This window comes from Devosia chinhatensis (assembly GCF_000969445.1).
Lineage (GTDB): Bacteria > Pseudomonadota > Alphaproteobacteria > Rhizobiales > Devosiaceae > Devosia > Devosia chinhatensis.
The window spans coordinates 1,003,751-1,027,597 of record NZ_JZEY01000054.1; the positions used below are offsets into that span (position 1 = coordinate 1,003,751).

A 23,847-nucleotide genomic window follows, 5' to 3' on the forward strand; every position below is an offset into this window, starting at 1 on the left:
ACGTCAGCGCCGGCCCGGTGATCCCCGGGCCGGCTCTGAGGATCAGGCGGAAGCTGTCTGCTGCCGCTTCAGGCGCCGCCGCCCTGCATGCAGCAAGGGCTCGGTATAGCCATTGGGCTGGGTCAGGCCCTCGAAGATAAGGGCAGAGGCCGTCGCGAAGGCGACGTTCTCGGCAAGGTTGGGGGCCATCGGGCGATAGACAGGGTCGCCGGCATTCTGGCGATCGACAGCCTCGGCCATGCGGGCAAGACTGTCCTCCACCTGATGACGCTCGACAATGCCGTGGAGGAGCCAATTGGCCAGGTGTTGCGAGGATATCCGCAGCGTCGCCCGGTCCTCCATCAGCGCGACATCGTTGATGTCGGGCACTTTCGAACAGCCGATCCCCTGGTCGATCCAGCGCACCACATAGCCCAGGATCGACTGGCAATTATTGTCCACCTCGCGCCGGATATCGGCCTCCGAGAGGTTCCTGCCGTCGAGCAGGGGCGGGGCGAGGATAGCGTCGAGGCTGGCCGGTATGCGCTTGCGAATATCGGCCTGCTGCGCCCGTACGTCCACCTCGTGATAATGGAGGGCATGAAGGACTGCGGCAGTCGGGGAGGGAACCCAGGCGGTGCTGGCGCCGGCGCGCATCTGTCCGGCCTTCGTCGCCAGCATTTCCGCCATGGCATCGGGCTTGGCCCACATGCCCTTGCCGATCTGCGCCTTGCCGTCGAGCCGGGCCGCAAGGCCGACATCGACATTGTTGGCCTCGTAGGCGCCCAGCCAGGTGGCCGACTTGATCTCGTCCTTGGGAATGACCGGGCCGGCCCGCATGGAGGTGTGGATTTCATCCCCGGTCCGGTCGAGAAAGCCGGTATTGATGAAGACGATGCGCTCGCGCACGGCGCGGATGGCTTCCTTGAGATTGACACTCGTGCGCCGCTCCTCGTCCATCACGCCGATCTTGATCGTGTGCCGGGCGAGACCCAGCGCATCCTCGACCCGGTCGAACAGCGTATTGGCAAAGGCCACTTCCTCGGGACCGTGCATCTTGGGCTTGACCACATAGATCGAGCCGGCCCGACTGTTGCGCGGACCTTCTGTCTTGCCCAGGTCGTGCAGGGCGGCAAAAGTCGCGACCATCGCGTCCATGATGCCTTCGGGCGTTTCATTGCCCTGGGCATCGAGCACCGCGTCGGTCGTCATCAGGTGACCGACATGGCGGACCAGCATGAGGCTGCGGCCAGGCAGGGTCAGCTGCCCTCCATCGGGCGTCTCGTAATGCCGGTCGGCCGCGAGGCGCCGTTCGATGGTTCTGCCGCCTTTGCTGAGATGCGCTGTCAGATCGCCCTTCATGAGGCCGAGCCAGTTGCGATAGACCCCGACCTTATCTTCGGCATCCACAGCGGCGACGGAATCTTCGCAATCCTGGATTGTGGTCAGCGCCGCCTCGAGAACCACATCGCAAAGGCCGGACGGCACCGTCTTGCCGACGGGATGGGTTGTGTCGAACACCAGTTCGAGGTGCAGATCGTTGTGAGCGAAGAGATAGGTGCTGCGCACGCCGTCCCGCGCCTGTCCGCGAAACTGCGCCGGGTTGACGAGAGGCACGGAGCGGCCATCGACATGTGCGGTAAACCCATCGGGGCCGAACCCGTAAGCCTTGGCGGCAGCATGGGAGGCCCCTGCCAGCGGAATTACCGCGTCGAGAGCGGCGGCCGCCTTGGCAATCACGGCCGCGCCACGCTCGGGATTGTAGGTGCCGGCCGGGCTCAACCCGCCCTGGGTCGGAATGGCGTCCGTGCCGTAAAGCGCGTCGTAGAGGCTGCCCCAGCGGGCATTGGCAGCATTGAGTGCAAAGCGCGCATTGGAGACGGGCACGACCAGTTGCGGGCCCGCCAGAATTGCGATTTCGTCATCGACATGCTGCGGCGATACGGCGAAATCGGTGCCCGTCGGAACGATGTAGCCGATATCCTCGAGAAAGGCGCGATAGGCGGCCGGGTCATGGGCCTGTCCGCGACGCTGCAGGTGCCAGGCGTCTATCTGCACCTGAAAGTCGTCGCGACGCGTCAGCAATGACCGGTTGAGCGGCCCCAGATCCTCGAGGATCCGCTGATATTCGGCCCAGAAACGGGTCGGATCGATGCCGGTGCCGGGTGCGATTTCGCTCTCCACCAAGTCGGCCAGCGGCTCGGCAACACGAAGGGTCCCAAAATGTCGGTATGTCATCACAGCTCACCTGTTCATTGCTGTTGGACAGCTAGCAGTGACAAGCGCGCAGTTTCATCAGGTGATCTCAGCTTTTCTGCGATGCGGAAATCGGTCCGGAAAACCGCCCTGGCGGTGCATCGCAAGAGTGTGGAAGGCCCGTAACGGCTGGACGATCATCGGGCGGGAGCGATTGAGCGTGCTCATTTTTTTGCGACATTACTGCATTGTAATTTGGCAAGCGGGGCGGCGCTGGTAGCTTGCAGCCCATGCTTCGCCCGTTTTGTTCCACCGATTTTCGAGGTTCGGCTTGATCCGACAGCTCCTGGCCTCTCTCGTTGTTCTGGCGATTGCCGGACTCGCCTGGCTCTTCCTGGTACCCAGCGCCCCGGAAACGCTGGCCCGCGTCGGCATCGTGCTGCCGTTCGGGCCAACCGCGCAGGCCGAAGCCGGTGCCGGCCCACGAGCGACGGGCGGGGCGGGCGGACCCGGCGGCGCACGCGGTCCTGGGGGCGGGGGCTTTGCCAGCCGTGCCACCAATGTGGTGACCTCCGGGGTCAATCTAGTGACCATAAACCACACGTTGAACGCCATCGGCGAAGGCAGCCCCGCCCGATCGGTGACCGTGACCACGCCCAGCACCGGCACCCTTTCCGAAGTGCTGGTGCGCCCCGGCCAGACGGTCGCGGCGGGTGACGTCATCGCCCGCTTCGAGGCTGAGGCCGAGCAGATCGAATATGACCGCGCCCGCCTTGCCGCCGACGATGCTGCCGCTGCCCTGACGCGAACCTCGGGCCTTGCCAGTTCCAATGTCGTGGCCGGAACCGCCCTTGCCGCTGCCGAACTGGCCAATTCCAATGCCCAGCTGGCGCTGCGCAGTGCCGAGTTGGCCCTGGAGCGTCGGACAGTGACGAGCCCCATTGCCGGAACCGTGGGCCTGATCCAAGTATCGCCGGGCAATTATGTCGCCGCCCAAACCGCGGTGACCACGATCGACGACACCTCGTCCATCCTCATCGATTTCTGGGTGCCCGAGCGCTACGCCACCCAGATTGCAACCGACATGCCGGTCGAGGTGACCGCAGTTGCCCAGCCCGGCCGGGCCTTCACCGGCAATATCTCGGTCATCGACAACCGGATCGATCCAGCCAGCCGCACCCTGCAGGTGCAGGCGGAAATTCCCAACGAAGACAATATGCTGCGCGCCGGCATGAGTTTTTCGGTGTCGCTGGGCTTTCCCGGAGAGGACTATCCGGCCGTCAATCCGCTCGCGATCCTGTGGTCGGCGGAAGGCTCCTATGTGTGGAAATACCAGGACGGCGCCGCCGCAAAGGTGATGGCCGAAATCGTCCAGCGCAACAGCGATGGCGTGCTCGTCCGCGCCGATCTGGCGCCGGGCGATGCGATCATCACCGAAGGCATCCTGCAATTGAGCGAAGGCATGCCGGTGACCATCCTTGAAGGGCCCGGCGGCGATGATGCCGCGCAGGCCGCGCAAGCTGCACCGGAAAGCTGAGGAGGCCCGCCATGTCCATTGCCGACAAGAATGAACGCGGCGGCGCCCTCGCCACGCTTTTCGTGCGCCGGCCGGTCATGGCGGTGGTCATCAATGCGCTGATCGTGGTGGCAGGACTGGCCGCGCTGCTCGGCATCGAAGTGCGGGAACTGCCCAGCGTCGAGCGGCCTGTGCTCTCCATTTCAACCAGCTTTTCTGGCGCAGCGGCCGAAACCGTAGACCGGGAAATCACCGCTGCAGTCGAAGGCGCCGTCGCGCGCGTGCAGGGCGTTTCGGCCATCTCCTCGAGCTCGTCGGTCGGCAGCAGCCGGGTGACGCTGGAATTTTCCGAAAGCACCAATCTCGATATCGCGACTTCGGACGTGCGCGATGCGCTCAGCCGGATCACGCGGAGCCTGCCCAGCGGGGCCGACGCGCCAATGATCTTCAAGTCCGACAGCGATGCCCAGGCCGTGATGCAGCTGGCGGTGACCTCGGACAGTATGAGTGTCGCCGAGCTCAGCGAAGTGGTCGAAACCATCGTCGCCGAACGGTTGGGGGCGATCGACGGTGTCGCGGAAGTGCAGGTCTATGGCACGCGCCAGACCAGTTTCGAGATCGATATCGACCCGGTCAAGCTCGCTGCCAGGGGACTGACGGTCGCCGATGTGCGCAATGCGGTATCGACCATCGCCTTCGATGCGCCGGGCGGCTCGATCAACGGTCCCAACCAGAACATTTCGGTGCGCGCCGTTTCCGAAGTCACCGAGCCGGCCGATTTCGAACGGCTGCCGCTGGGCAATAGCCGCACCTCGCTGGGCGACGTCGCCACGGTGGTGTTCGATGCGGCTGCCAGCACCTCCGCCATCCGCGCCGATGGCAGGCCCGGCATCGGCCTTGGGATCGTCCGGCAGGCGCAATCCAACACCATCGCCATTTCGCAAGCCGTCCACGCCGCCGTCGACACGCTGAACCAGACCTTGCCCGCCGGCGTCCGCGTGCAGATTTCGAGCGACGATGCCGTCTTCATCGAAGGCGCGCTGCACGAGGTTCAGATCGCACTTCTGGTTGCGCTCGTCGCGGTGGTGGGCATTATCTATGTGTTCCTGCTTGACTGGCGCGCGGTGATCGTGCCGGCCATCGCCATGCCCGTTGCGCTGCTCGGTGCCGTCGCCGGCATGTATCTGGCCGGATTTTCGCTCAATATCATCACCATGCTGGCTCTCGTCCTGGCCACGGGCCTGGTGGTCGACGACGCCATCGTGGTGCTGGAAAATATCGTGCGGCGCAAGCATATGGGCGCCGGCCCACGCGCAGCCGCAGTGCTCGGCACCCAGGAAGTGTTCTTCGCGGTGGTGGCCACCACGCTCACCTTGGCCGCCGTCTTCGTGCCGCTGTCCTTTCTCGATGGCCAGACGGGCCAATTGTTCCGCGAATTCGGCTTCACGCTCGCCATTGCCGTGCTGCTGTCCTCGATCGTTGCCCTCTCGATGGGGCCGATGATCGCCTCGCGCCTGCTCAAGCAGGATGCCGGCACGGTCAGCCACGGGGGCATTCTCGGACTCATCGGACGCAGCGCCGGCGGGCTCTATCGCAGCAGCCTCAAGCTGGCACTGAACAATCCCATCGTGATCATCCTTGTCGCCGCTCTTTTTGCCGGCTCGGCCTTTTTCGTCTTCGGCAATATCCGTCAGGAAATCACGCCGCCCGAGGATCGCTCGGTGATCAATGTCAGCGTTTCGGCACCCAATACGGCAAGCCTCGACTTTGTGCGCACCCGGCTGGGTCAGGTCGAAACGCTGCTCCAACCCTATCTCGATAGCGGGGAAGCTACGTCTTTGTTCGTGCTGTCGGGTTGGGGCAATGGCGGCAATATGACCCTGACGCTGGCGCCCTGGGACGAGCGGGCACGCAGCCAACAGGACATCGCGACAGAGGTGACGGCACTGATGACGCAGATTCCCGGCGTGCGGGCCTTCGTGCGCCAGGGCAATAGCCTGGGCATCAGGGGCGGGGGCTCGGGTCTGCAATTTGCCGTTGCCGGTTCCGATTACAACCAGCTGGCCGACACCGCCCAGACCATTGCCGACGCGCTGGACGAGGATGGCCGGTTCGGCCGGGTCAGCGTATCGTTCGACACCAACCAGCCGCAGCTGACCCTCACGGTCGATCGCGCCGCCGCCGACGCGCTTGGCATCGACATCAATGGCCTGGCCACCACCATGCAGGCGATGATCGACGGAGCAGATGTGGGCAATGTCTTCATCAACGACACGTCCTATTCGGTGCGGCTGGTGTCGACCAGCCATCCGGTCAACGATCCACGCGATCTCGAAACTCTGTTCGTCCGGACCGGCGACGGGCGTTACGTGCCCATGGCCACCATCGCCACGCTGGAAGAATCGGCCGTGCCGCCGTCCCTTCGCCGGGAACAGCAGCGCCGCGCCGTAACGGTCTCGGCCAGCCTCGAAGACGGCCTGGCGCTGGGCGATGCCTATGCGCAGCTCCAGACCATTGCCGCGCCACTCCTGCCCGAGGGCACCTCAATCCTGCCGTTGGCGGAAGCCAAGACGCTGGGCGAGGCCAACAATGCGCTGCTGCTGACCTTCGGCTTTGCGCTCGTGATCATCCTGCTGGTACTGGCTGCGCAGTTCGAGAGCTTCTGGAGCGCCATCATCGTCATGACCACGGTGCCGTTTGGCCTGGCTGCCGGGCTCTACGCCATCCTGCTCACTGGCGGATCGCTGAACATCTTCAGCCAGATCGGGCTGGTCCTCGTGGTCGGCATCATGGCCAAGAACGGCATCCTGATCGTCGAGTTCGCCAACCAGCTGCGCGACAGGGGGTTAGGGCTGCGCGAAGCCATCGAAGAGGCCTCCAACATCCGGTTGCGGCCGGTGATGATGACGGTGATCGCCACCATCATCGGCGGCGTGCCACTGGTTCTGGCATCCGGCGCGGGCTCAGAAGCGCGGGCAGCCCTGGGCTGGGTCATGGTGGGGGGATTGTCCTTCGCGGCCATTTCCACGCTCTACCTCACGCCGGTCGCCTATCTGCTCCTCGCAAGGTTCTCCAAGCCCAAGGTGGAAGAAGAAGCTCGTCTCGAGCGCGAACTCGACGCAGCCAATGGCAAACCTGCTCCGGCAGAATAGGGCTTAGCCTGGCAGCGGCATTTTCCGTTGCGCGCATGCCGCGTGAGCCATCGTCGCCAATGCGGTTCACCCGGCTGTTGCCAATGAGAGAATTTCCGCGGCGCGCGCTTCCAGTCTGGCCAGGTCGGCATCGGAAAATTCCCGCTCGTTATAGTCGAGCAGAACCAGCGCGCCAGGAATGGAGCCATCTGGCAGCTTCAGCCGTATTCCAAGATAAAGCCGGATGCCGTTTGCCTGCAGAAACTCATTCGCGGCAAAGACCGCGGCATGTTCGTCCACGGTGACGCGGTAGGGGCCCTCATGGGTTGAGACAAGCGTCGTCAGTGCGGAAAGATCAGCTTCCGTGTTGGGTAGGCCATCGGCCTGCAAGTCGATGCGGGCGACAGCAACATCGAATTCGTTCGCGATGTCGTTGAGAATTGCCTTTATGCCGGGCGCCCCAAGATCGATATTTTGCCGGGGGAGAGCTTGCAATTCCGGCTCGCCAACCGCACTCCGCCAGATCGTCTCGATTTCATGCCAGGCAGTTTCATAATCGCGATAGATTGCGTCCAGGTGCAGTCGTTCGGTTGTTTCGCCATCTGCCGGCGGGCCGAAGGCGCAAGCCACAAGCGGCAGATCTGGCCGACGGCGCCGCAATCGACGCGACACATAACGGGCCTGCGACCGGATGTCTCCGGACAGAAAGACCATAACCACGGTCCCGACATCGTCGATATCCAAACGCTCGATGGCCTCGGGCTTGATGGCAAAGGCCGGGAGTACGCGGGTCGGCACGCCTTTTTCCGCCAGCTGCACCATCAGAAGCTTGGCCGCTGCCTCATCGATCTCCGTCCGGCCTGCAACCAGAAGAACCGGGGCGCCGGGCTCGACATCGCCCAGGTCGAAATCGTCCAGCAGCATGTCGAAGGACGTGCTCAGCTGGCGGCGCTGTTCGAGCGCTGCGGGCTGGTCGGCAAGTTCGCCGCTGGCCAGCAGGAGGGCAGGCATGGCGACTTCGTTGACAAAGGCCAGCTGGCTCTCTTCGGCGGCATACTCCTCGAAATTCTCCAATACCGAAACGTCGTCGCCCTTGAGCAGGCGCTGATAGAGCTGTTCTGGCGGGGTAAGAACGGGCTCGCTGCCCAAAAGCGTATCGAGAAACCGCAATTCGGGAATGTGTCGCCCAATGACGACAAGGCAGACGGTCATCGGCGTTGCCAGGATCAACCCGATCGGTCCCCACAGCGTTGCCCAGAACATGGCGGAGATGAGGATGGCGAGCGGCGAGACGCCAGTGCTCGATCCATAAAGGCGCGGCTCGATAACGTTGGCCGTCGTCAGATCGAGCACCAGGAAAAGCGCCAGGGTCATCAGCAGCATGTCCCAGCCCGGATCGACAGCGAAGGCGAGGGACAGGGGAATGGTGGCGATGATGAGCGCGCCGATGAACGGAATGTAGCGGAAGACCACGATCAGCAGGCCCCAGAGGAAGGCGCTGGGCACGCCGATGAACCACAACCCCAGGCCAAACAGAGTTCCGTATGTGCAATTGACGGCCAATTGCACCAGCAGATAGCGTCCGACGCGCCGGCTGGCGTCCGCCATGGCAAGGTTTGTCTTGGCGTAATCGCCCGAACCGACGAGCCGAATGAAGCGCTCCAGCATGTCGGCCCTGCCAAGCAGCAGAAAGATCACGATAATCGTGACGATGGCGACCGTGGCCACTGGCCCGACGATGGATCCAAGAACCGAAGTCAGGAGGCCCAGCGGGCCCACATCATTGGTAATGGCAACGGGGACCGGCCGCCCTTCGATAGGCGGATTGGCTTCGGTCAGGTCGGACAATTGAGCCGTAACATCGCTGATCGTCCCGTTGATCTGCTCGAAGAACCCGCCGCCGAACTGATCCTGCAGCCCGCTAAGCTTAGTAGAGACGGTCTGCTGGTAGCCCGGCAAATCTGACGCCAGACGGGTCAATTGCAGACCAGCCAAGGTGGCAAAGCTCACCAGCAAGAGAAAAGCCGCAAGCACGGTGACGATAACGGCGACTGCATCGGGAATGTGGAGGCGGCGATTGAGCCAGGTGACCAATGGCGTCAAAGCAAAGGCAAGAAGCACCGAAAGGACCAGAGGCACGATGATGCCGGCGCCGAAATAGAGCAGCGCAGCGACCAGGGCGAATGTCGCGATCGCCTCGAATGGCGGGCCCTTGCGACCCAATGACGACACGCTACGGGACTCAACCATCAGGACCTCACGCGGTCATCCGGACCGGTTTTGATGTGCCTAAATGAAATGGCGTGGCTTTGGTTCAATAGCACGAAGCGTCGACTTTGACGCGCCTGGGCTGTGCGCCGATGAAACAGCCTCCAGCGTAATCGGTAAACTGTTGACAGTTATCAGTCGTCGTGAATAGTCTCTTTCCGAGGGAAGGGTCTGCCAGCCCGCGCTGGAACAGAACCCCACCACAAGGAAGGGAGTTTCCATGTCTTACTTCAGAACGATGAAGGGCTTTGCTGCTGCGGCCCTGGTCAGCGCCACCTCACTCTTTGCCCTGTCCACCGCCGTCTGGGCTGCCCCGGAACAGCTTACCATTGCTCTTTCAGGCGATGTCCCCACGCTCGATCCGAGCAAGGACACCTCTCCGATCGGGCTAAACCTGCGTCTCAACGTCTACAACGCGTTGACCGAACTGGGTCGCGATGGTGAAGTCATTCCCCAATTGGCGGAAAGCTGGACGACGAGCGACGACCTTACCGAGTGGACCTTCAAGCTGCGCGAAGGCGTCAAGTTCCACGACGGCTCGACCATGACCGCCGATGACGTGGTCTTCACCGTCGAGCATGTCCTGGCCGATGAAACCTCGCCGGTACGCGCCTTCCTCCGCCTGGTCCAGACCGCCGAGGCAATTGACGACAATACGGTCAAGTTCACCTTGACCCAGCCCTATTCGATGTTCGATCGCCAGAGCAAATATCTCTATGTGATGTCGCGGGCCTATTATGACGCCAATGGCGATACGGGCTACGCCACCGCTCCGATCGGCACCGGCCCCTATACCGTCGCTGAATGGGTCAAGGATGACCGCCTGGTGCTTCAGGCTTTCCCGGACTATTGGGGTGGCGAACCGGAGGTCAAGACCGGCATTTTCCGTCCGATTCCGTCTGATGCAGCGCGCGCCAATGCGCTGCTGTCCGGGGAAATCGATCTCGTACCGAGCCTGCCGCCCAGCCTCATGGACATGCTCTCCGGCAGTGCCGACCTGAAGGTTGAAGTCGCGCCAGGCTATCGCGTGGCATTCCTCGAGCTCAATCCTGACCAGGCACCCTTCGACAAGCCGGAAATCCGCCAGGCAGTCGATGTTGCCATCGATCGTGCGGCCATCGCAGACCAGCTGATGCGGGGTACGGGCAAGGCCACCGGCATGATGATCCCGCCCTCCAATGGCGGATACGACGCGTCCTTCACGCCGACCGAGTATGACCCCGAACTGGCCAAGCAGCTGGTGCAGGAAGCTGGCTATGACGGCACGCCGATCGTCATCGACTACCCGAACAACAACTATCCGATGGCCAACGAAGTCGCCCAGGCGATCGCTGGCTACCTGACGACTGCCGGCCTCAACGTTCAGCTCAATCCGATGGAGTTCACGGCCTTCTTCCCGGCCTGGGTCCAGAACAAGCTGAGCCCCATGTACTACTTCGCCTTTGGGTCTTCCCAGTTCCACGCCGAGACGATCCTTGCCACGCTTTATGAAGCTGGCGGGCATCTCCGTCACAACAACCCGGAGATCGACGCTCTGGTCAAGTCGCAGCGCCAGGAACGCGATGAAGCCAAGAAGCAGGAAATGATCAGCCAGGCCTTCCGCATCAGCAATGAGGATCGCCAGTTCCTGCCGCTTTACGACATGCTGCAGGTCTATGGCGTCAAGGCGGACATCGACTACGTACCGTATCCCGACGAAATCGTGCGTCTCTATACCTTCGAGTAATCTCCTCCCGGAGACGTTGAATGGGCCGGCTTGCCGGCCCATTTTCTTTGGTCCGTAAGCAGTCGAAACAAAAAGGCCCGGCATCACTGCCGGGCCTTTTTGTAAACCGGGTTTGTGTCAGTCGAGGGAGAAGAGGTTCCCCGGGCTCATGATGTCCGATGGATCAAATTGGGCCTTGAGCTGGTCGAGAAGCGCCCGCACCGCCGGCTGGCGGGTTTCCATGTAAGGATATTTGCGCCCGATCTGCATGTGGACGCCGCCGAGCGCGCGCCATTCGCCGAGGATCGACTGGGTCAGAGCCTTGAGCGTTTCGCGCGAGGCAGGATTGTCGGCACGACGCTTGAGTGCTGCGCGCTGGGCCTCGCTCATGAAGTCGAGATGGATCGGCAGGGGTGCATCGGACCAGCGGATCAGCGTCTCGACCCCCACGCCGGACGGGCCATGCGTCGAAAGCAGGTAGCCATGGGAGATGCCAGCCGCCTTGAGCGCCTCGGCATCGCGTTCAAAGACTGCCTCTGTCCGTGTGAAGCACTCCGCACCCAGCGAATTGGGCACCACCGTATGGAGCCAGGCCATGCGCTTGCCGGACGGCGTCAGCAGGCCCGACATCGGCGGGAACGGCAGGGCGCGCATGACGCGCGGAATGGAAGCGGGAATTTCGCGGCCGCCGGCATCGCGCGCGATGGCGCAGACACGTCGCGCCTTGCGATCGGCTTCATGCTGGTCACCACCTTCGACGACGGCGTTCATCAGATAGCCGACTTTCTTGGCAAAGCGGCGACCATGGAGCGCGATCAGCGTTGCGTCACGCAAGCCCGATGTCAGGCTCGACGCCCCTTTGATGATCTGCCCGACGGTCTTGAGATCGGCCACAAGCCCATCGCTTTGCATGCGGGACTGTGCGGAAAAAGGGTCCATCCCCAAGCACTCGGAGGCGAGCAGTTCAGCCCCGATCTGGGCCATGGCGCGCATCTGGGCTGCCGGATCGTCGAAGGAGAACGAGACAAAGGCCTCCCCTTTAGCCGCCGGAATCAATTGCAGCGTAATCTGCGTCTTGATGCCGAATGCACCGCAATCGCCGAGAAAAATGCCGGTGAGATCGGGGCCGTAATTGCGGAAGAACGGGGACGTATTGTCGCCGCCTGCAGATCCGGTCTGGATCAGCTCGCCCGTACCGATCACGACGCGCAGGGCCAGCACGGATTCGGCGGAGCTGCCGCGCGAGGCCGAACCGAAGAACTTGGCGCCCTGGGACACCGCCCCGCCGACGGTCGCATGAAGGCCGGAGAAAGTGCCCCAAAATGGCGTCGTTAATCCAAGCGGACGCAGGGCGTCGCGGAGCGCGGCCCAGGTGACACCGGCCTCGACCGTCACATAGCGATCTTGGGCATTGATTTCGATGATCTTGTCGAGCGCAGAGAGATCGATGAGGGCGCAATTGGGTCGGGCCGGTAGATAGCCGGCGCTGTAGGAGAGACCGCCACCACGGGTATAGACGCCGATATTGAGATCCTTGGCCTCTCGAATGATGCGGACGACGTCGTCTTCACTGGTCGGGTGCAGAACGGCGATCGGCTTGTGCGATGCTTCATAAAAGACATCGGTGGCATAGAGGTCGAGGTCGCCGGTTTCGATATTGAGCCCCGGCAGCTGCTTGGCAAGCCAAGCGGCCGGGTCGATGTGGGGGTCCAAGCTGGCCTCCTAGGCTTGCAGCGAGCGACGCAGATACCGGCCATGGCCGGCAGTTTCTGCAACCATTGCACCGTCGCGATAGACCTCGACACCGCGAACGAGCGTATTGGTCACACGGCCCTTGAACGTCTGGTCTTCGTAAATGCTGTAGCCGGCATCGCTGCGCACGTCGTCAGTGGTCAGCGTCCATTCCGTGTCGAGGTCGACCAGAACGATGTCGGCATCGAAGCCCGGCGTCAGCGCACCCTTTTGCCCCCACATGCCCATGGCTTTGGCAGGATTTTCGCACAACAGAGCGACAAGGCGCTCAATGCCGATGCCACGGCGATGGTAACCTTCGGTCAACATGACAGGCAGAATGGTTTCAAGGCCCGGGCACCCGGGCGACGCTTTCCAGATCCCGCCTTCCTTGCCGGCCAGTGTGCGATGCACATGGTCGGAAGCGACCGTGTCGATCGCGCCCGAGGCGATCCCCGCCCAAAGCGCCTCGCGGTCGGCGGGTTCGCGCAGCGGCGGATTGATCTTGCCCACCGTGCCACGTTCCCAGGTCACGTCATGGGTGAGATAGTGCGGGCAGGTTTCAATGGTGATCGAGACCCCCGACTGACGCGCCGCTATAGCAGCGTCGAGCGCTTCGCCGGATGAGGTGTGGACCACATAGATGGGAGAACCCGCTGCCTGACAGAGGCGAGCGGCCCGCTGGATGGCGTCTGCTTCGACGAATGGGGGGCGCGACTCATTCCACGACGAGAGGCCGTTCAGGCCCTCGGGGTCCTTGGCCATGACCTGCTGGCGCAGATAGTGCACAACCTCGATATTTTCCGGATGCGGACAAAGCACGCCACCATTGCGGGCGCAGGCTTCGGCCAGGCGGAAGAGGAATGCGTCGTCGATGTCTGGCAGGCCCAGCCGCTTGCCCTCGCCGCCGCGGTTGTTCATGAAGATCTTGAAGCTGACAATGCCGTAATCAGCAATGTAGCGCGGCACCTGGGCGAGCTGCTCTTCGGTCGAGATGATCAGATGATAGCCGAAATCGATGTGGCTTCCCGCCTCGGTTACCGCGCGGATTTCATCGAAGATTGTCGAGTGTTCGGCGGCCGAAAGGATGAACGGAACGATCGTTGTGACCCCGCCGCTGGCGGCAGCGGATGTTTCGCTCCGGGCATCCGATGCCGCGCGGGGATAGGAAATGTCCGCACCATGTCCAAGATGCACATGAACGTCCAGGGCGCCGGGCATGACGAGCTTGCCCGAGGCATCCAGCCGCCTCGCGGACACAGCCGCCGTGCCTACTTCCAGGATCGCTGCCACGCGTCCTCCGCTGACGGCAATGTCGAAAGGCGCCGGTGCTTGGCCGGGAAGGGCGACAAGGCCGCCGTGGATGACGAGATCAAACATGGGATTATCCTCAGGCAAGGGTAGGCGGGCGATCAGGTGTAGCGCTTCTCCATGGCGTCATAGTCCTGCTTTCGGACGGCGTTCTGACGCATCTCGAAGCTCGCCAGAGCATCCTTGACGCCTTCCAGCGAGCCCGTGCGCTGAAGTTCGCCCAGGACATTATAGACCGACATCAGGGATGCCTGGAGCGCCGCGTTTGCAAACAGGCTTGCCCCATAGCCCATTTCTTTGAGCTTGGCGTGGTCCACAGGCGGGGTCTTGCCGCCAAAGACATAGTTGAAGATCTGCGGTACCGGCAGCTCGCGTGAAATGCGGGCGATATCGTCCAGATTGATGGGCGCTTCGACGAACGTCACGTCGGCACCGGCCTCGATGTAGCGATGCGCACGATCAAGGGCATCCTCGATGCCGTTGACGGCAATGGCGTCGGTACGGGCGACGATCTGGAAGTCGCCATCGCGACGGCTATCAGCCGCCGCCTTGATCTTTTGTACCATCTCCCCGGTGGGAATGACGGCCTTGCCATTGAAGTGGCCGCATTTCTTGGGAAAGTCCTGGTCTTCGATCTGAATGCCGGCGGCGCCGGCGCGCTCATAGGCACGGACCGTACGATAGGTATTGACCGGATTCCCAAAGCCCGTATCGCCGTCGACCAGAAGGGGAATATCCACCGCGTCCGCGATCATGGCGATATGCTGCACCATTTCAGTCATGGTGATCAGGCCGACATCGGGCATGCCCAAATACATGTTGGTGACGCCCGCGCCGGTTATATAGGCGCATTCATAGCCCAGCTCATTGATGACATTGGCAAAGAGAGCGTTTGGGGCCCCTGGCATGATGACCGCCTCGCGGCGGGCCAAAATGCTCTTGAGCCGGGCGGCAGGTGAAGTCACGCTTAATCTCCTTGCGACGAGCTCGGTTCCCACGCCCGAGCCGAACTAGCTACTAGACACAATCTCCGCTGTATGATGTAAACTGTCAACAGTTGATAGCAGGGCAATCGGCTCTGAATTCGGTTAGGAACACCTGCTGATGACCATGTCGGTGCCGACAGCTCCCAGCGCCCAACTGCCGCTTCACAAGGGTTTCGCCAGCGCCCCGGGCTGTCGACTGCATTATACACGACAGGGAAGCGGGCCTGCTGTCGCGCTCCTGCATGCCAGTCCCTGTTCAGCCAAGGTCATGGCCGAGCTGCAGGCGGCCTGGGGGCACGAATTTACCTGCTTTGCCTTCGATCTGCCGGGTTTCGGCCTGTCCGAGGCGCCGCGAGATGGAGATATCACCATCCCGCGGCTCGCCGACCTCATCGCGGGCGGCATGCGTTCAATCGGGATCGAGCAGGCCGCCCTTTATGGTCGGCACACGGGCGCCAGCGTGGCGCTTGAGCTGGCGCTGCGCCATCCCGAACTTGCATCGATGATCCTCACCGATGGTCTGCCCATCTTTGCGGCGCCCTATACCGAAGAGCGCCTCAAGCAATACCTGCCGCCAATAGTTCCGCAATGGCATGGCGGCCACCTTACCTGGGCCTTTTTTCGCTACCGTGAGCAGCACTTGTTCTGGCCCTGGGATGCAGTCGATCTGGAGCGCCGGGCGGATGCGGACCTGCCCGATATTGCATTCCTCCATCGCGGCACGGTGGAACTGCTCGAAGCCGCCGGGACCTATGCGCGCACCTACCGTGCCGCCTTTCTGCATCAGGCGCTGCCGCGCATCGGCGATGTCACGGTGCCAGCCTATTGGGGCAATCGACCGGGCGACAGCCAATATAAGACTGTCCCGCGCTATCCCGATGGGGCGCCGGTCGAGATCATGTCGCGCAATCCGGAACAGGCGCTGGCCGAGGAGCTCGATCTCCTGCGCCGCCACCCGGCAACCGGTGCCGTGCCGGTACACGTCTCCGCCTTCAGCGAAAAGCCGCATGCCGACGAGATCGAAGACTATATCGATACCCGTCATGGACCGGTGCGGGCCTATGGGGCAGGGCTGTCGAAGCAAGGCGACCCGCTTCTCTTCCTTCATGACCTGCCAGGCAGCTTCGATCTCGACCGCGCGGAGATCGGTGATTTCTTCGGCAATGGACCCGTCTTGGCATTTGACCTTGGTGGCAATGCCGAGTCGCCCAGCGATGCACCGAGTATCTCGCTGTGGGTCGAGCAAATCGAAGACGTCCTGGAAGCCTTGGGCTGGAACACCGTGTCGCTGGTCGCAAAGGGCACCTCGGCGGCTTTGGCTCTGGCCTTTGCGCGCCAGTATCCGGAACGTGTCTCCGAAGTGGTGCTGTCGACGCCGCCCCTGCTGAGCGAAGACGAGCGTCTGGCCTGGTCGGAGCGCGTGCCGGACATCGATCCAACAGAAGATGGCGGCTACCTCTTGCGACTTTGGCATCATCTTCGCGATCAGGAGCTCTGGTATCCCTGGTTCAATCGGGACCATTCGGCACGCCGCAGCACGGAGCCGAGGATCGATCCGGTCCGGCTCACACGGTATGCCGTAGCACTTTTAAAGCAGCCCCACACCTACGCCCGGATATGGCGGGAAGTCCTGTCAGACGACCTTGGCGAGATGCTGAGATCCCCTCCTGTACCGGTGAGGATCGTTTGGTCACCCCAAGATATCTTTGCGCCCAGCGTTCAGCGCCATCAGGCTGAGCATCGGGACGCCACCCCCAATACAAGACTTTGACTGGAGAACGTGATGTCGACCCATGCCCCAACCTATACTTTGCCGGACGTTCAACGGCAGCCTCTTGAGGCAGTGCGGTCCCTGCAGAACCAGCTGCTTCGTCGCATGGTCGAGATTTGCTATGACCATCATCCGTTCTATTCCAAGCTTATGCGGGAGCGTGGCCTGACGCCGGCCGATATCCAGAATATCGACGATCTGCAGAAAATCCCGCCGTCCTCGAAGACTGATTTTCTGGCCGACCCGGAAGCCTTCCGGCTGCGCCCCGAGGGGTTGCCGCTGGCCGAGGGTACGCTCTGGAAAATTATCTACACGACCGGAACGACGACCGGTAAGCCAGCGCCGATCTTTGTCACATCGCACGACCACTTCGCCTACCAGGATCTTTTCCGCACCCGGCAGGACCTTATCGGACTGCGCAACACCGACTTGATCGCCAACCTCTTTCCGCTGACGTCGTTTCCCATGGGCGCCTATTCCCGCGGGCCCGACGAGGCGGCAGCCGTCGGCGCGGCCATGTTGATCGCAAATACCGGGCGTGTGGACAGCTATTACCCGGTCAATCGCAGCGTCGACGATGCCGTCGCTTCGATCGCCCGCCACAAGGCAACTGTGCTGTGGGGTGTCGCAGGGTTCGTCCGCCGCGTTCTGCTGCGCGCAGCGGAGCTCAGTGCCGATTTTACCTCTGTCCGCATGGTGATGACAACGGGCGAAGCCGCGTCTCCCGCCATGCGCGAGGATCTGCGGCTGCGGATGCGCAACCTCAATTGTGCGGATACCACGATCGTCAATCGCTATGGCTCGACCGAGCAGGGCGGCACGATGATCGAATGCTGTGACGGTTCAGGCTTCCACAGCTCCATGCCAGACCAGGTTTTCCATGAGGTGGTCGACGCCGACACCGGCATGCGCCTGGCCGATGGCGAAACCGGCATGCTCGCCATTACCCATCTCAACCGGCGCGGCACCGTATTCCTGCGCTACAAGATGGGGGACATGGGCGCGCTTGACCATACGCCGTGCCCCCATTGTGGACGCACCACCGTGCGTCTTTCCTCCAAACCCGTACGCACGGGCGACATTATCAAGATCAAGGGCGCGCTCGTGAACCTGGGTAATCTCAAGGCCGAGCTCGACAAAATTTCAGAGCTGGAAGAATACCAGATCGTGGTCACCTCGGAGTCTGCGACCGATCCATTCTCGCCTGACGTGCTCAAGGTCCGCCTTGCGCCCGTTTCGGGCAAGGAAGACGGGATCGGCGGCGAGATTGCAGCGCTTGTCACGACGCTCACCAATCTTCGCCCGGAAATTGAAATCGCCAGGCGTGACGAGATTTTCGATCCGGTGGCGATGGCCAAGCCCAAGCGGATCGTCGACCTGCGTCAGCGCTGATGCGCGGGGATGTCCATGGAGTGCTGGTGACGCGCCAAGACGGCGTTGTCACCATCACTCTCAATCATCCCGAGCGTGCCAATGCACTCGATCCGGCCGAGTTTCATGAACTGGCCGAGATGTTCGGCGCGCTCGCCTCAGCGACCGATCTGCGCGCCGTCATCGTGACAGGGCAGGGCGAGCGGGCATTCTGTGCCGGTCTCAATCTGCGCAATGCGCCCGCCATCGCCCAGGATCTGGCCTCGACCGGGCCGACCGGGCTCAGCGCGGCCCTGCGGGCGGCCACACTCTTGCCGGTGCCGCTGATTGCCCGCATCAACGGGGCTTGTGTAGCCGGCGGCTTGGGGCTGATGGGCGCGGCCGATCTGGTTATAGCCGTCAACACGGCGCGCTTCGGATTGCCGGAAATCAAACACGGCCTCTATCCTCATGTCGCTCTGGCGGGTCTTCACCATCGTGGTGCGCCCGGCGTTCTGAGCCGGTTGGCTGATACCGGGGCACTGATCGACGCCTCTGCCGCCCTCGATGCCGATCTTGTCGACATGGTGGTCGATCGCGCCAGTCTCGACGTTGCGGTCGCCAGCGCTCTTTCGACTATAGCTGCTGGACAAATTCCGGCTCGCTTCATCCGCCGCAAAGGGGCGGATTTGAGCATGTTTCACAAGCGTCTAGACGCGGCCGATCATGCCGCACGCCTGCAAACCATCATAATAGTCAACAGTTGACAGTTTGGGGTCGGTTTTCTAACCTTCATCCAACAGGAGCCCTCTCATGACGCCGAGCACAGATTACCAGTTTGATCCCACCAAAACGCGCGACGGGTACGGTGGCATCGACATCGTGGTCAATTTCTACACGCCGCAGGTCATTGCCGAAAAGCGCGTTCCGACCGACGAGAACTTTCGCGATCAGGTGCGCATGGCCGACGACCATCGCCGCGGCCTGACGCCGGAACAATATATCGAGAAGATGGATCGCGCCGGGATCGAGCGCTCGCTGCTGATCGCCGCCCGCTGCGGCGATCGCCGCATGAGCACCTCCACCGAGATTCCTTATTCCTATATTCATGAGGCGTGCCAGAAGTATCCGCACCGCTATTCAGGCGTTGCCGGTATCAATCCGTTACTGGGCATTGCCGGCCTCAAGGAGCTTGACCATGCGGTCAAGGATCTGGGTTTTGTTGCCGCCCATCTTTACCCGCACTGGTTTGGTCAGGCGCCGGACGCCGCCATCTATTATCCCTATTATGCGCGCTGTGCCGAGCTCGGCATTCCAATCATGATGCAGGTCGGGCATTGCCTCGTCTATCGCGACGACAACCGCTTGGCGACAGTTGCCAAGCCGATGCTGCTGGATCGGATCGCTATCGACTTTCCCGAACTCACCATCATCGGCATCCACCTTGGCTATCCCTGGACCGAAGAGATGATCTCGGTCGCGACCAAGCATAAGAATGTCTATATGGCGGGCGACGCCTATGCGCCCAAGCACTGGGGCCAGTCGGCGGTCCACTTCGCCAACACCTTCGGGCAGGACAAGTTCATGTTCGGCACCGATTGGTGGGTGATTGATCCGGAACGAGCCGTCAAGGAGGTCGATGATCTCGATTTCCGTCCGCACTCTAAAAAGAAAATCATGCGGGACAATGCCCTACGCGTTTTCAATCTTCCGACTTAGCGCTTAACATCTGTTCTTGGTAGCTGCAGCAAATGTCGGTAAACAGTTGACCCAACATGCTGCCTTCCTGGGAGGATTCATGAGCACCATTCAGCCAATCGTCGGCGCCTCGCTGAGTTCTGAGGCGCTCGACATGGTCGTTGCAGCGATCACGTCGGGAGAGTTCCAGCCCGGTGAGCGGCTATCGGAGGCTGAGCTTGCCCGCCGCCTGGGCATCAGCCGCGGCCCTCTCCGCGAAGCATTGGGGCGCCTTGAAGGGCGCCTCGTCACACGCACGCCACGTATTGGCGTTCGGGTGATCGAACTGTCCAAGCGCAATATCGAGGATCTGTTCTATACGCGTGAGGCGCTCGAGGGCATGGGGGCCCGCCTGGCCTGCGAACGCATCTCCTCGCAGGAAGTGGCGCGACTGCGGGACCTCCTCAACACCGATCGCAGCCAGCCCGAAGTTCAGGCCGGCGAAGCTTATGCGCCACGTTCCACCGATGACGACTTCCATCTTTCCATCGTCAAGGCCGCTCATTGCGAGCAGATCGAGCGCCTGCTGATGGACCAGATTTACTATCAGTTGCGCATCCATCGCCGCAAATCCAGCACGCTGCCGGGACGGGCGCGCGCCGCCCTGATCGAGCACGAGAATATCGTCATCGCGCTCGAAGCACGCGATCCTGATCAGGCGGAAAAGGCGATGCGGACCCATCTCCGCAACGCCCGCCTCAGCGCAATGGCCGCCGTCACCGAGTAGCTGAAAACTGTTGACAGTTTGGCTCCGAAGTTCTTGAATCCGGCTGCGGCGCTGGTGCCGCGGCATTATGGAGCAAGCGGTGAGCAAGCAAATTTGGGATGATGTCATCCCCGAAGAAGAAGTCCGGGCCTATGAAGCTGCCGGTTTTGGTGGCGCTTCGGGCATCGGCAGCAAACCCGCACTTCTGATCATCGACGTGCAGTACCGGACCGTGGGCACCGAGCCCAAGCCGTTCTTCGAGTCGATCAAGGAATTCCCCACATCCTGCGGCGACGTCGGCTGGGAAGCCGTGGCGCAAATCGAAAAGCTGGTGAAGCAGTTTCGGGAAAAGGGCTGGCCCATCATCTATCCCTATGTGGCCCCGAAGGAAAATTTCGATACCGGACGCCTTGCCGCCAAGGTGCCTGCACTTATGGGCGTTGCTGCCAAGGGCTATGAATTCGTACCCCCGGTGGCCCCCCAGCCTGGCGACGTCTTGTTGCCCAAGCGGCATCCCAGCGCCTTTTTTGGCACGCCGCTCGTGAGCTATCTGGTCGAACGCGGCATCGATACGCTGGTCGTGACCGGTTGCACCACGAGTGGCTGCGTGCGCGGTAGCGTTGTGGATGCCTTCGCCTATAATTACCGTGTGCTGGTGCCCCATGACGCGGTCTACGACCGCTCGCACACCTCTCACCTGGTCAATCTCTTCGACATGAACGCCAAATATGCCGACGTCGTATCGACCGACGAGGCGGTGACGATCCTCGACGCGGTTCCCGCCGCTGCTGCCTGACCCAAAACGAATGGCCCGGCAGAGGGTCTGCCGGGCCTTGATCCCTTCTCTTGACGCCCCTTAAAGCGGGGCGGCGACCGTCTTGGTTTCGAGATAGGCGTTGAACATGTCTTCGCCCTTTTCCCGACCCCAGCCGGATTGACGGAAGCCGCCAAAGGGCAGGGCGCTGTCACCCACGAAATGTCGATTGATGCCGATGGTACCGGCGCGCACCCGCGCAGCCATCTTGTGGGCCAGCGAGAAGTCCTTGGTGAAGATACTGGCCGCGAGGCCATAGGGGCTCGAATTGGCCTCTGCGGCGATCGAGTCGAGGTCATCGTCGCTGAAGCGCAGTGCCGACAGCACCGGACCAAACACTTCCTCGCGAACAATGGTCGAGCTGGGAGTGAGGCTTGCAAGGATCGTCGGCTTGTAGAAATAGCCGCCGCCTTCGATAGCTTCGGCACCGGTGACGACCGAGGCGCCTTCACGCACGGCCATTTCGGTCATACCCGCCACGCGTGCCAGATGCGCTTCAGAAATCAGCGGGCCCATCTGGGTTGCGGGATCGAGGCCATAGCCGACCTTGAGGCCATTGGCCGCTTCGGCTACGCCCTCAAGGACGCGGTCAAAGGCTTTCTCATGCACGTAAAGCCGCGACCCTGCCGTGCAGATCTGGCCTGCGCCCGAGAAGATGCCGGCGGCAATTGCTGGAATAGCGCTCGACAGGTCGGCATCGGGGAACACGATGACCGGGCTCTTGCCGCCCAGTTCCAGCGTGACACGCTTGAGATTGGACTGTGCCGCGGCCACCGCGATGGCACGCCCGACCGAGGTCGATCCGGTGAAGGCGATCTTGTCGACATCGGGATGAGTGGACAGGGTCGAACCGACTTCTGCACCGCCCAGAACAACGTTGAAAACGCCTTCAGGTATACCGGCCTCGATGGCCAGTTCCGCCATATAGATCGCGGTCAGCGGGGTCTGTTCGGCAGGCTTGAGCACGATGGTGCAGCCGGCAGCCAAGGCCGGAGCCAACTTCCAGGCTGCCATCATCAGCGGGCCATTCCAAGGCACGATCTGGGCGACTACGCCTACCGGATCGCGCAGCGTATAGGCATGCCACTCGCCCGGCGAAGACACCGGAATCGTGCGGCCCATCAGCTTCGTGGGCCAGCCCGCCGTGTAGCGGAGGAGATCCACGGAGGTGCCGATATGGCCCATCCTGGCCGCATTGATCGGCAGGCCGCAATTGAGCGATTCCAGTTCGGCCAGAACCTGGGTGTGCTCTTCGATGAGATCGGCAAACTTCCAGATCACCTTGGAGCGCAAATTGGGCTTCATAGTGCGCCAAGGACCTTTGTCGAACGCAGCGCGAGCCGCAGCGACGGCCTTGTCAACATCGCCTGACGTGCCCTGCGGCACATCCATGAGCTTGATGCCGCGGCCCGGATCAAAGACGGGGCTGGTGTTTCCGGTGATCTCGGCGAGCACCTGGCCATTGACGTAATGGCCGAGCTTGCGCGCCAAAAAGGCGCGCGTTGCTGGGTGGAGTTCGGGAACAACTGAGTTCATCGATCAGACCCCTGTGTGGAAGTCGATGATCTGACGCACCGGAGCGCCGCCATAAAGGTTCTTGAAGCCTTCATTGACCTGCTCGAGCTCGATCCGGTCGCTGATCAGGTGATCGAGCTTGAGACGACCCTGACGGTAGAAATTGAGAAGGTTCGGAATGTCGACGCGGAACTGGTTCGAGCCCATGGACGAGCCCTGGATCTTGCGATCCTTGATAAACAGCGAGCCCTCAAATTCCAGCTTGTTGCCGGGCTTGAACATGCCGAGAAGGGTTGCCGTGCCGCCCATGCGGAGCATGCGGAAGGCCTGGTCGGCGGTCTGCTTGAGACCGAGAGCCTCAAAGGAATAGTGCACGCCGCCCTTCGTAAGCTCGATGATGTCGTTCACGGGATCAACATCGGTGGCGTTAAAGACGTCGGTCGCACCCAATTGCTTGGCAAGTTCAAGCTTGCTGTCGAGGCGATCGATGGCAATGATGCGCCCGGCGCCGGCCAGCACGGCGCCGGAGATCACCGAGAGTCCTACGCCACCACAGCCGATCACGGCGACGGTCGAGCCTGGGACGACCTTGGCGGCATGGATGACGGCGCCAACGCCGGTCAGAACACCACAGCCGACCAGCGCCGCACGGTCGAGCGGCAGGTCCTTGTCGATCTTGACCAGAGCATGCTCATGAATCAGCATCTGCTCGGCAAAGGCCGACAGGTTGGACGATTGGTGAATGACTTCGCCATTGAGCGACATGCGTCGCGCAACGCCCGCCGGCAACTTGGGATCGGGCGATTCGCAAAGGCTCGGATGGCCGGTGACGCATTGCGAGCAGTGGCCGCAGAATACCGAGAGACATCCGACGACATGGTCTCCGGGCTTAACATGGGTCACCTCGTCACCGACAGCTTCGACGATGCCGGATGCTTCGTGGCCAGGAATATAGGGCATCGGGTGCGGATAGGTGCCGTCAGCAAAATGCAGATCGGAGTGACAAATGCCGGCATAGGCAGTGCGAACCAGAACTTCGCGGCTCTTGGGCTTTTCAATGGTGACGTTCTCGATCGTCATCGGTTCGCCGGCTTTCCAGACAACGGCAGCTTTCATCTCTCACATCCTTGC

General features: G+C 62.0%; 16 protein-coding genes. 9 read left to right on the plus strand and 7 right to left on the minus strand.

Annotated features, from left to right (window positions below):
- Positions 1 to 42: 42 nt before the first annotated feature.
- Positions 43 to 2,217, minus strand: a complete 2,175-nt coding sequence (locus tag VE26_RS04830; RefSeq protein ID WP_046103986.1) for a malate synthase G — start codon at positions 2,215 to 2,217, stop codon at positions 43 to 45.
- A gap of 289 nt (positions 2,218 to 2,506) precedes the next feature.
- On the opposite strand from VE26_RS04830, the gene VE26_RS04835 reads away from it, so the two are divergent.
- Positions 2,507 to 3,712, plus strand: coding sequence for an efflux RND transporter periplasmic adaptor subunit (locus VE26_RS04835; protein ID WP_046103987.1), 1,206 nt, complete (start codon positions 2,507 to 2,509; stop codon positions 3,710 to 3,712).
- Between the two features lie 11 nt (positions 3,713 to 3,723).
- Positions 3,724 to 6,843, plus strand: a complete 3,120-nt coding sequence (locus VE26_RS04840) for an efflux RND transporter permease subunit (RefSeq protein WP_046103988.1) — start codon at positions 3,724 to 3,726, stop codon at positions 6,841 to 6,843.
- Positions 6,844 to 6,909: 66 nt separating this feature from the next.
- Here the strand turns inward: VE26_RS04840 and VE26_RS04845 are convergent, their stop codons facing one another.
- The gene (locus tag VE26_RS04845) at positions 6,910 to 9,072 is read right to left on the minus strand and encodes an AI-2E family transporter (RefSeq protein WP_084619976.1); all 2,163 of its coding nucleotides are present in this window, start codon (positions 9,070 to 9,072) and stop codon (positions 6,910 to 6,912) included.
- 238 nt (positions 9,073 to 9,310) lie between these two features.
- Between VE26_RS04845 and VE26_RS04850 the strand changes: the two genes are divergently transcribed.
- Positions 9,311 to 10,816 carry an ABC transporter substrate-binding protein gene (locus VE26_RS04850; protein WP_084619978.1) on the plus strand — a complete coding sequence of 502 codons (1,506 nt, stop codon included), beginning with the start codon at positions 9,311 to 9,313 and terminating at the stop codon, positions 10,814 to 10,816.
- A gap of 117 nt (positions 10,817 to 10,933) precedes the next feature.
- On the opposite strand, the gene VE26_RS04855 is transcribed toward VE26_RS04850, so the two are convergent.
- The 3 genes from VE26_RS04855 to VE26_RS04865 are packed head-to-tail and all read right to left on the minus strand — an operon-like array spanning position 10,934 to position 14,802.
- The gene (locus tag VE26_RS04855; RefSeq protein ID WP_046103990.1) at positions 10,934 to 12,508 is read right to left on the minus strand and encodes an FAD-binding oxidoreductase; all 1,575 of its coding nucleotides are present in this window, start codon (positions 12,506 to 12,508) and stop codon (positions 10,934 to 10,936) included.
- A 9-nt stretch (positions 12,509 to 12,517) separates the two neighbouring features.
- A complete protein-coding gene (locus tag VE26_RS04860) occupies positions 12,518 to 13,906 on the minus strand; it encodes a dihydroorotase (protein ID WP_046103991.1) in 1,389 nt (462 codons plus the stop codon).
- 32 nt (positions 13,907 to 13,938) lie between these two features.
- A complete protein-coding gene (locus tag VE26_RS04865; RefSeq protein ID WP_084619980.1) occupies positions 13,939 to 14,802 on the minus strand; it encodes an isocitrate lyase/PEP mutase family protein in 864 nt (287 codons plus the stop codon).
- Positions 14,803 to 14,941: 139 nt separating this feature from the next.
- Here VE26_RS04865 and VE26_RS04870 point away from each other — a divergent pair, with 139 nt between their 5' ends.
- The 6 genes from VE26_RS04870 (at position 14,942) to VE26_RS04895 (ending at position 21,183) form a co-directional block, all read left to right on the plus strand.
- Positions 14,942 to 16,594 carry an alpha/beta fold hydrolase gene (locus tag VE26_RS04870; protein ID WP_046103992.1) on the plus strand — a complete coding sequence of 551 codons (1,653 nt, stop codon included), beginning with the start codon at positions 14,942 to 14,944 and terminating at the stop codon, positions 16,592 to 16,594.
- Between the two features lie 12 nt (positions 16,595 to 16,606).
- Positions 16,607 to 17,986: a phenylacetate--CoA ligase family protein gene (locus tag VE26_RS04875; RefSeq protein ID WP_046103993.1), complete on the plus strand. Its 1,380-nt coding sequence runs from the start codon at positions 16,607 to 16,609 to the stop codon at positions 17,984 to 17,986.
- Between the two features lie 26 nt (positions 17,987 to 18,012).
- Positions 18,013 to 18,711 carry an enoyl-CoA hydratase/isomerase family protein gene (locus VE26_RS17015; RefSeq protein ID WP_160297801.1) on the plus strand — a complete coding sequence of 233 codons (699 nt, stop codon included), beginning with the start codon at positions 18,013 to 18,015 and terminating at the stop codon, positions 18,709 to 18,711.
- 46 nt (positions 18,712 to 18,757) lie between these two features.
- Positions 18,758 to 19,663 carry an amidohydrolase family protein gene (locus VE26_RS04885; protein ID WP_046103994.1) on the plus strand — a complete coding sequence of 302 codons (906 nt, stop codon included), beginning with the start codon at positions 18,758 to 18,760 and terminating at the stop codon, positions 19,661 to 19,663.
- Between the two features lie 79 nt (positions 19,664 to 19,742).
- Positions 19,743 to 20,408, plus strand: coding sequence for a GntR family transcriptional regulator (locus VE26_RS04890; protein WP_046103995.1), 666 nt, complete (start codon positions 19,743 to 19,745; stop codon positions 20,406 to 20,408).
- Between the two features lie 79 nt (positions 20,409 to 20,487).
- Entirely contained in the window at positions 20,488 to 21,183 is a 696-nt protein-coding gene (locus VE26_RS04895; RefSeq protein ID WP_244465628.1) for an isochorismatase family protein, read from the plus strand.
- A 60-nt stretch (positions 21,184 to 21,243) separates the two neighbouring features.
- Here VE26_RS04895 and VE26_RS04900 read toward each other — a convergent pair whose 3' ends face one another.
- Together VE26_RS04900 and VE26_RS04905 are read right to left on the minus strand one after the other, a co-directional pair.
- Positions 21,244 to 22,737 carry an aldehyde dehydrogenase family protein gene (locus VE26_RS04900; RefSeq protein ID WP_046103997.1) on the minus strand — a complete coding sequence of 498 codons (1,494 nt, stop codon included), beginning with the start codon at positions 22,735 to 22,737 and terminating at the stop codon, positions 21,244 to 21,246.
- A gap of 3 nt (positions 22,738 to 22,740) precedes the next feature.
- Positions 22,741 to 23,832, minus strand: coding sequence for a Zn-dependent alcohol dehydrogenase (locus VE26_RS04905; protein ID WP_046103998.1), 1,092 nt, complete (start codon positions 23,830 to 23,832; stop codon positions 22,741 to 22,743).
- Positions 23,833 to 23,847 lie beyond the last annotated feature (15 nt).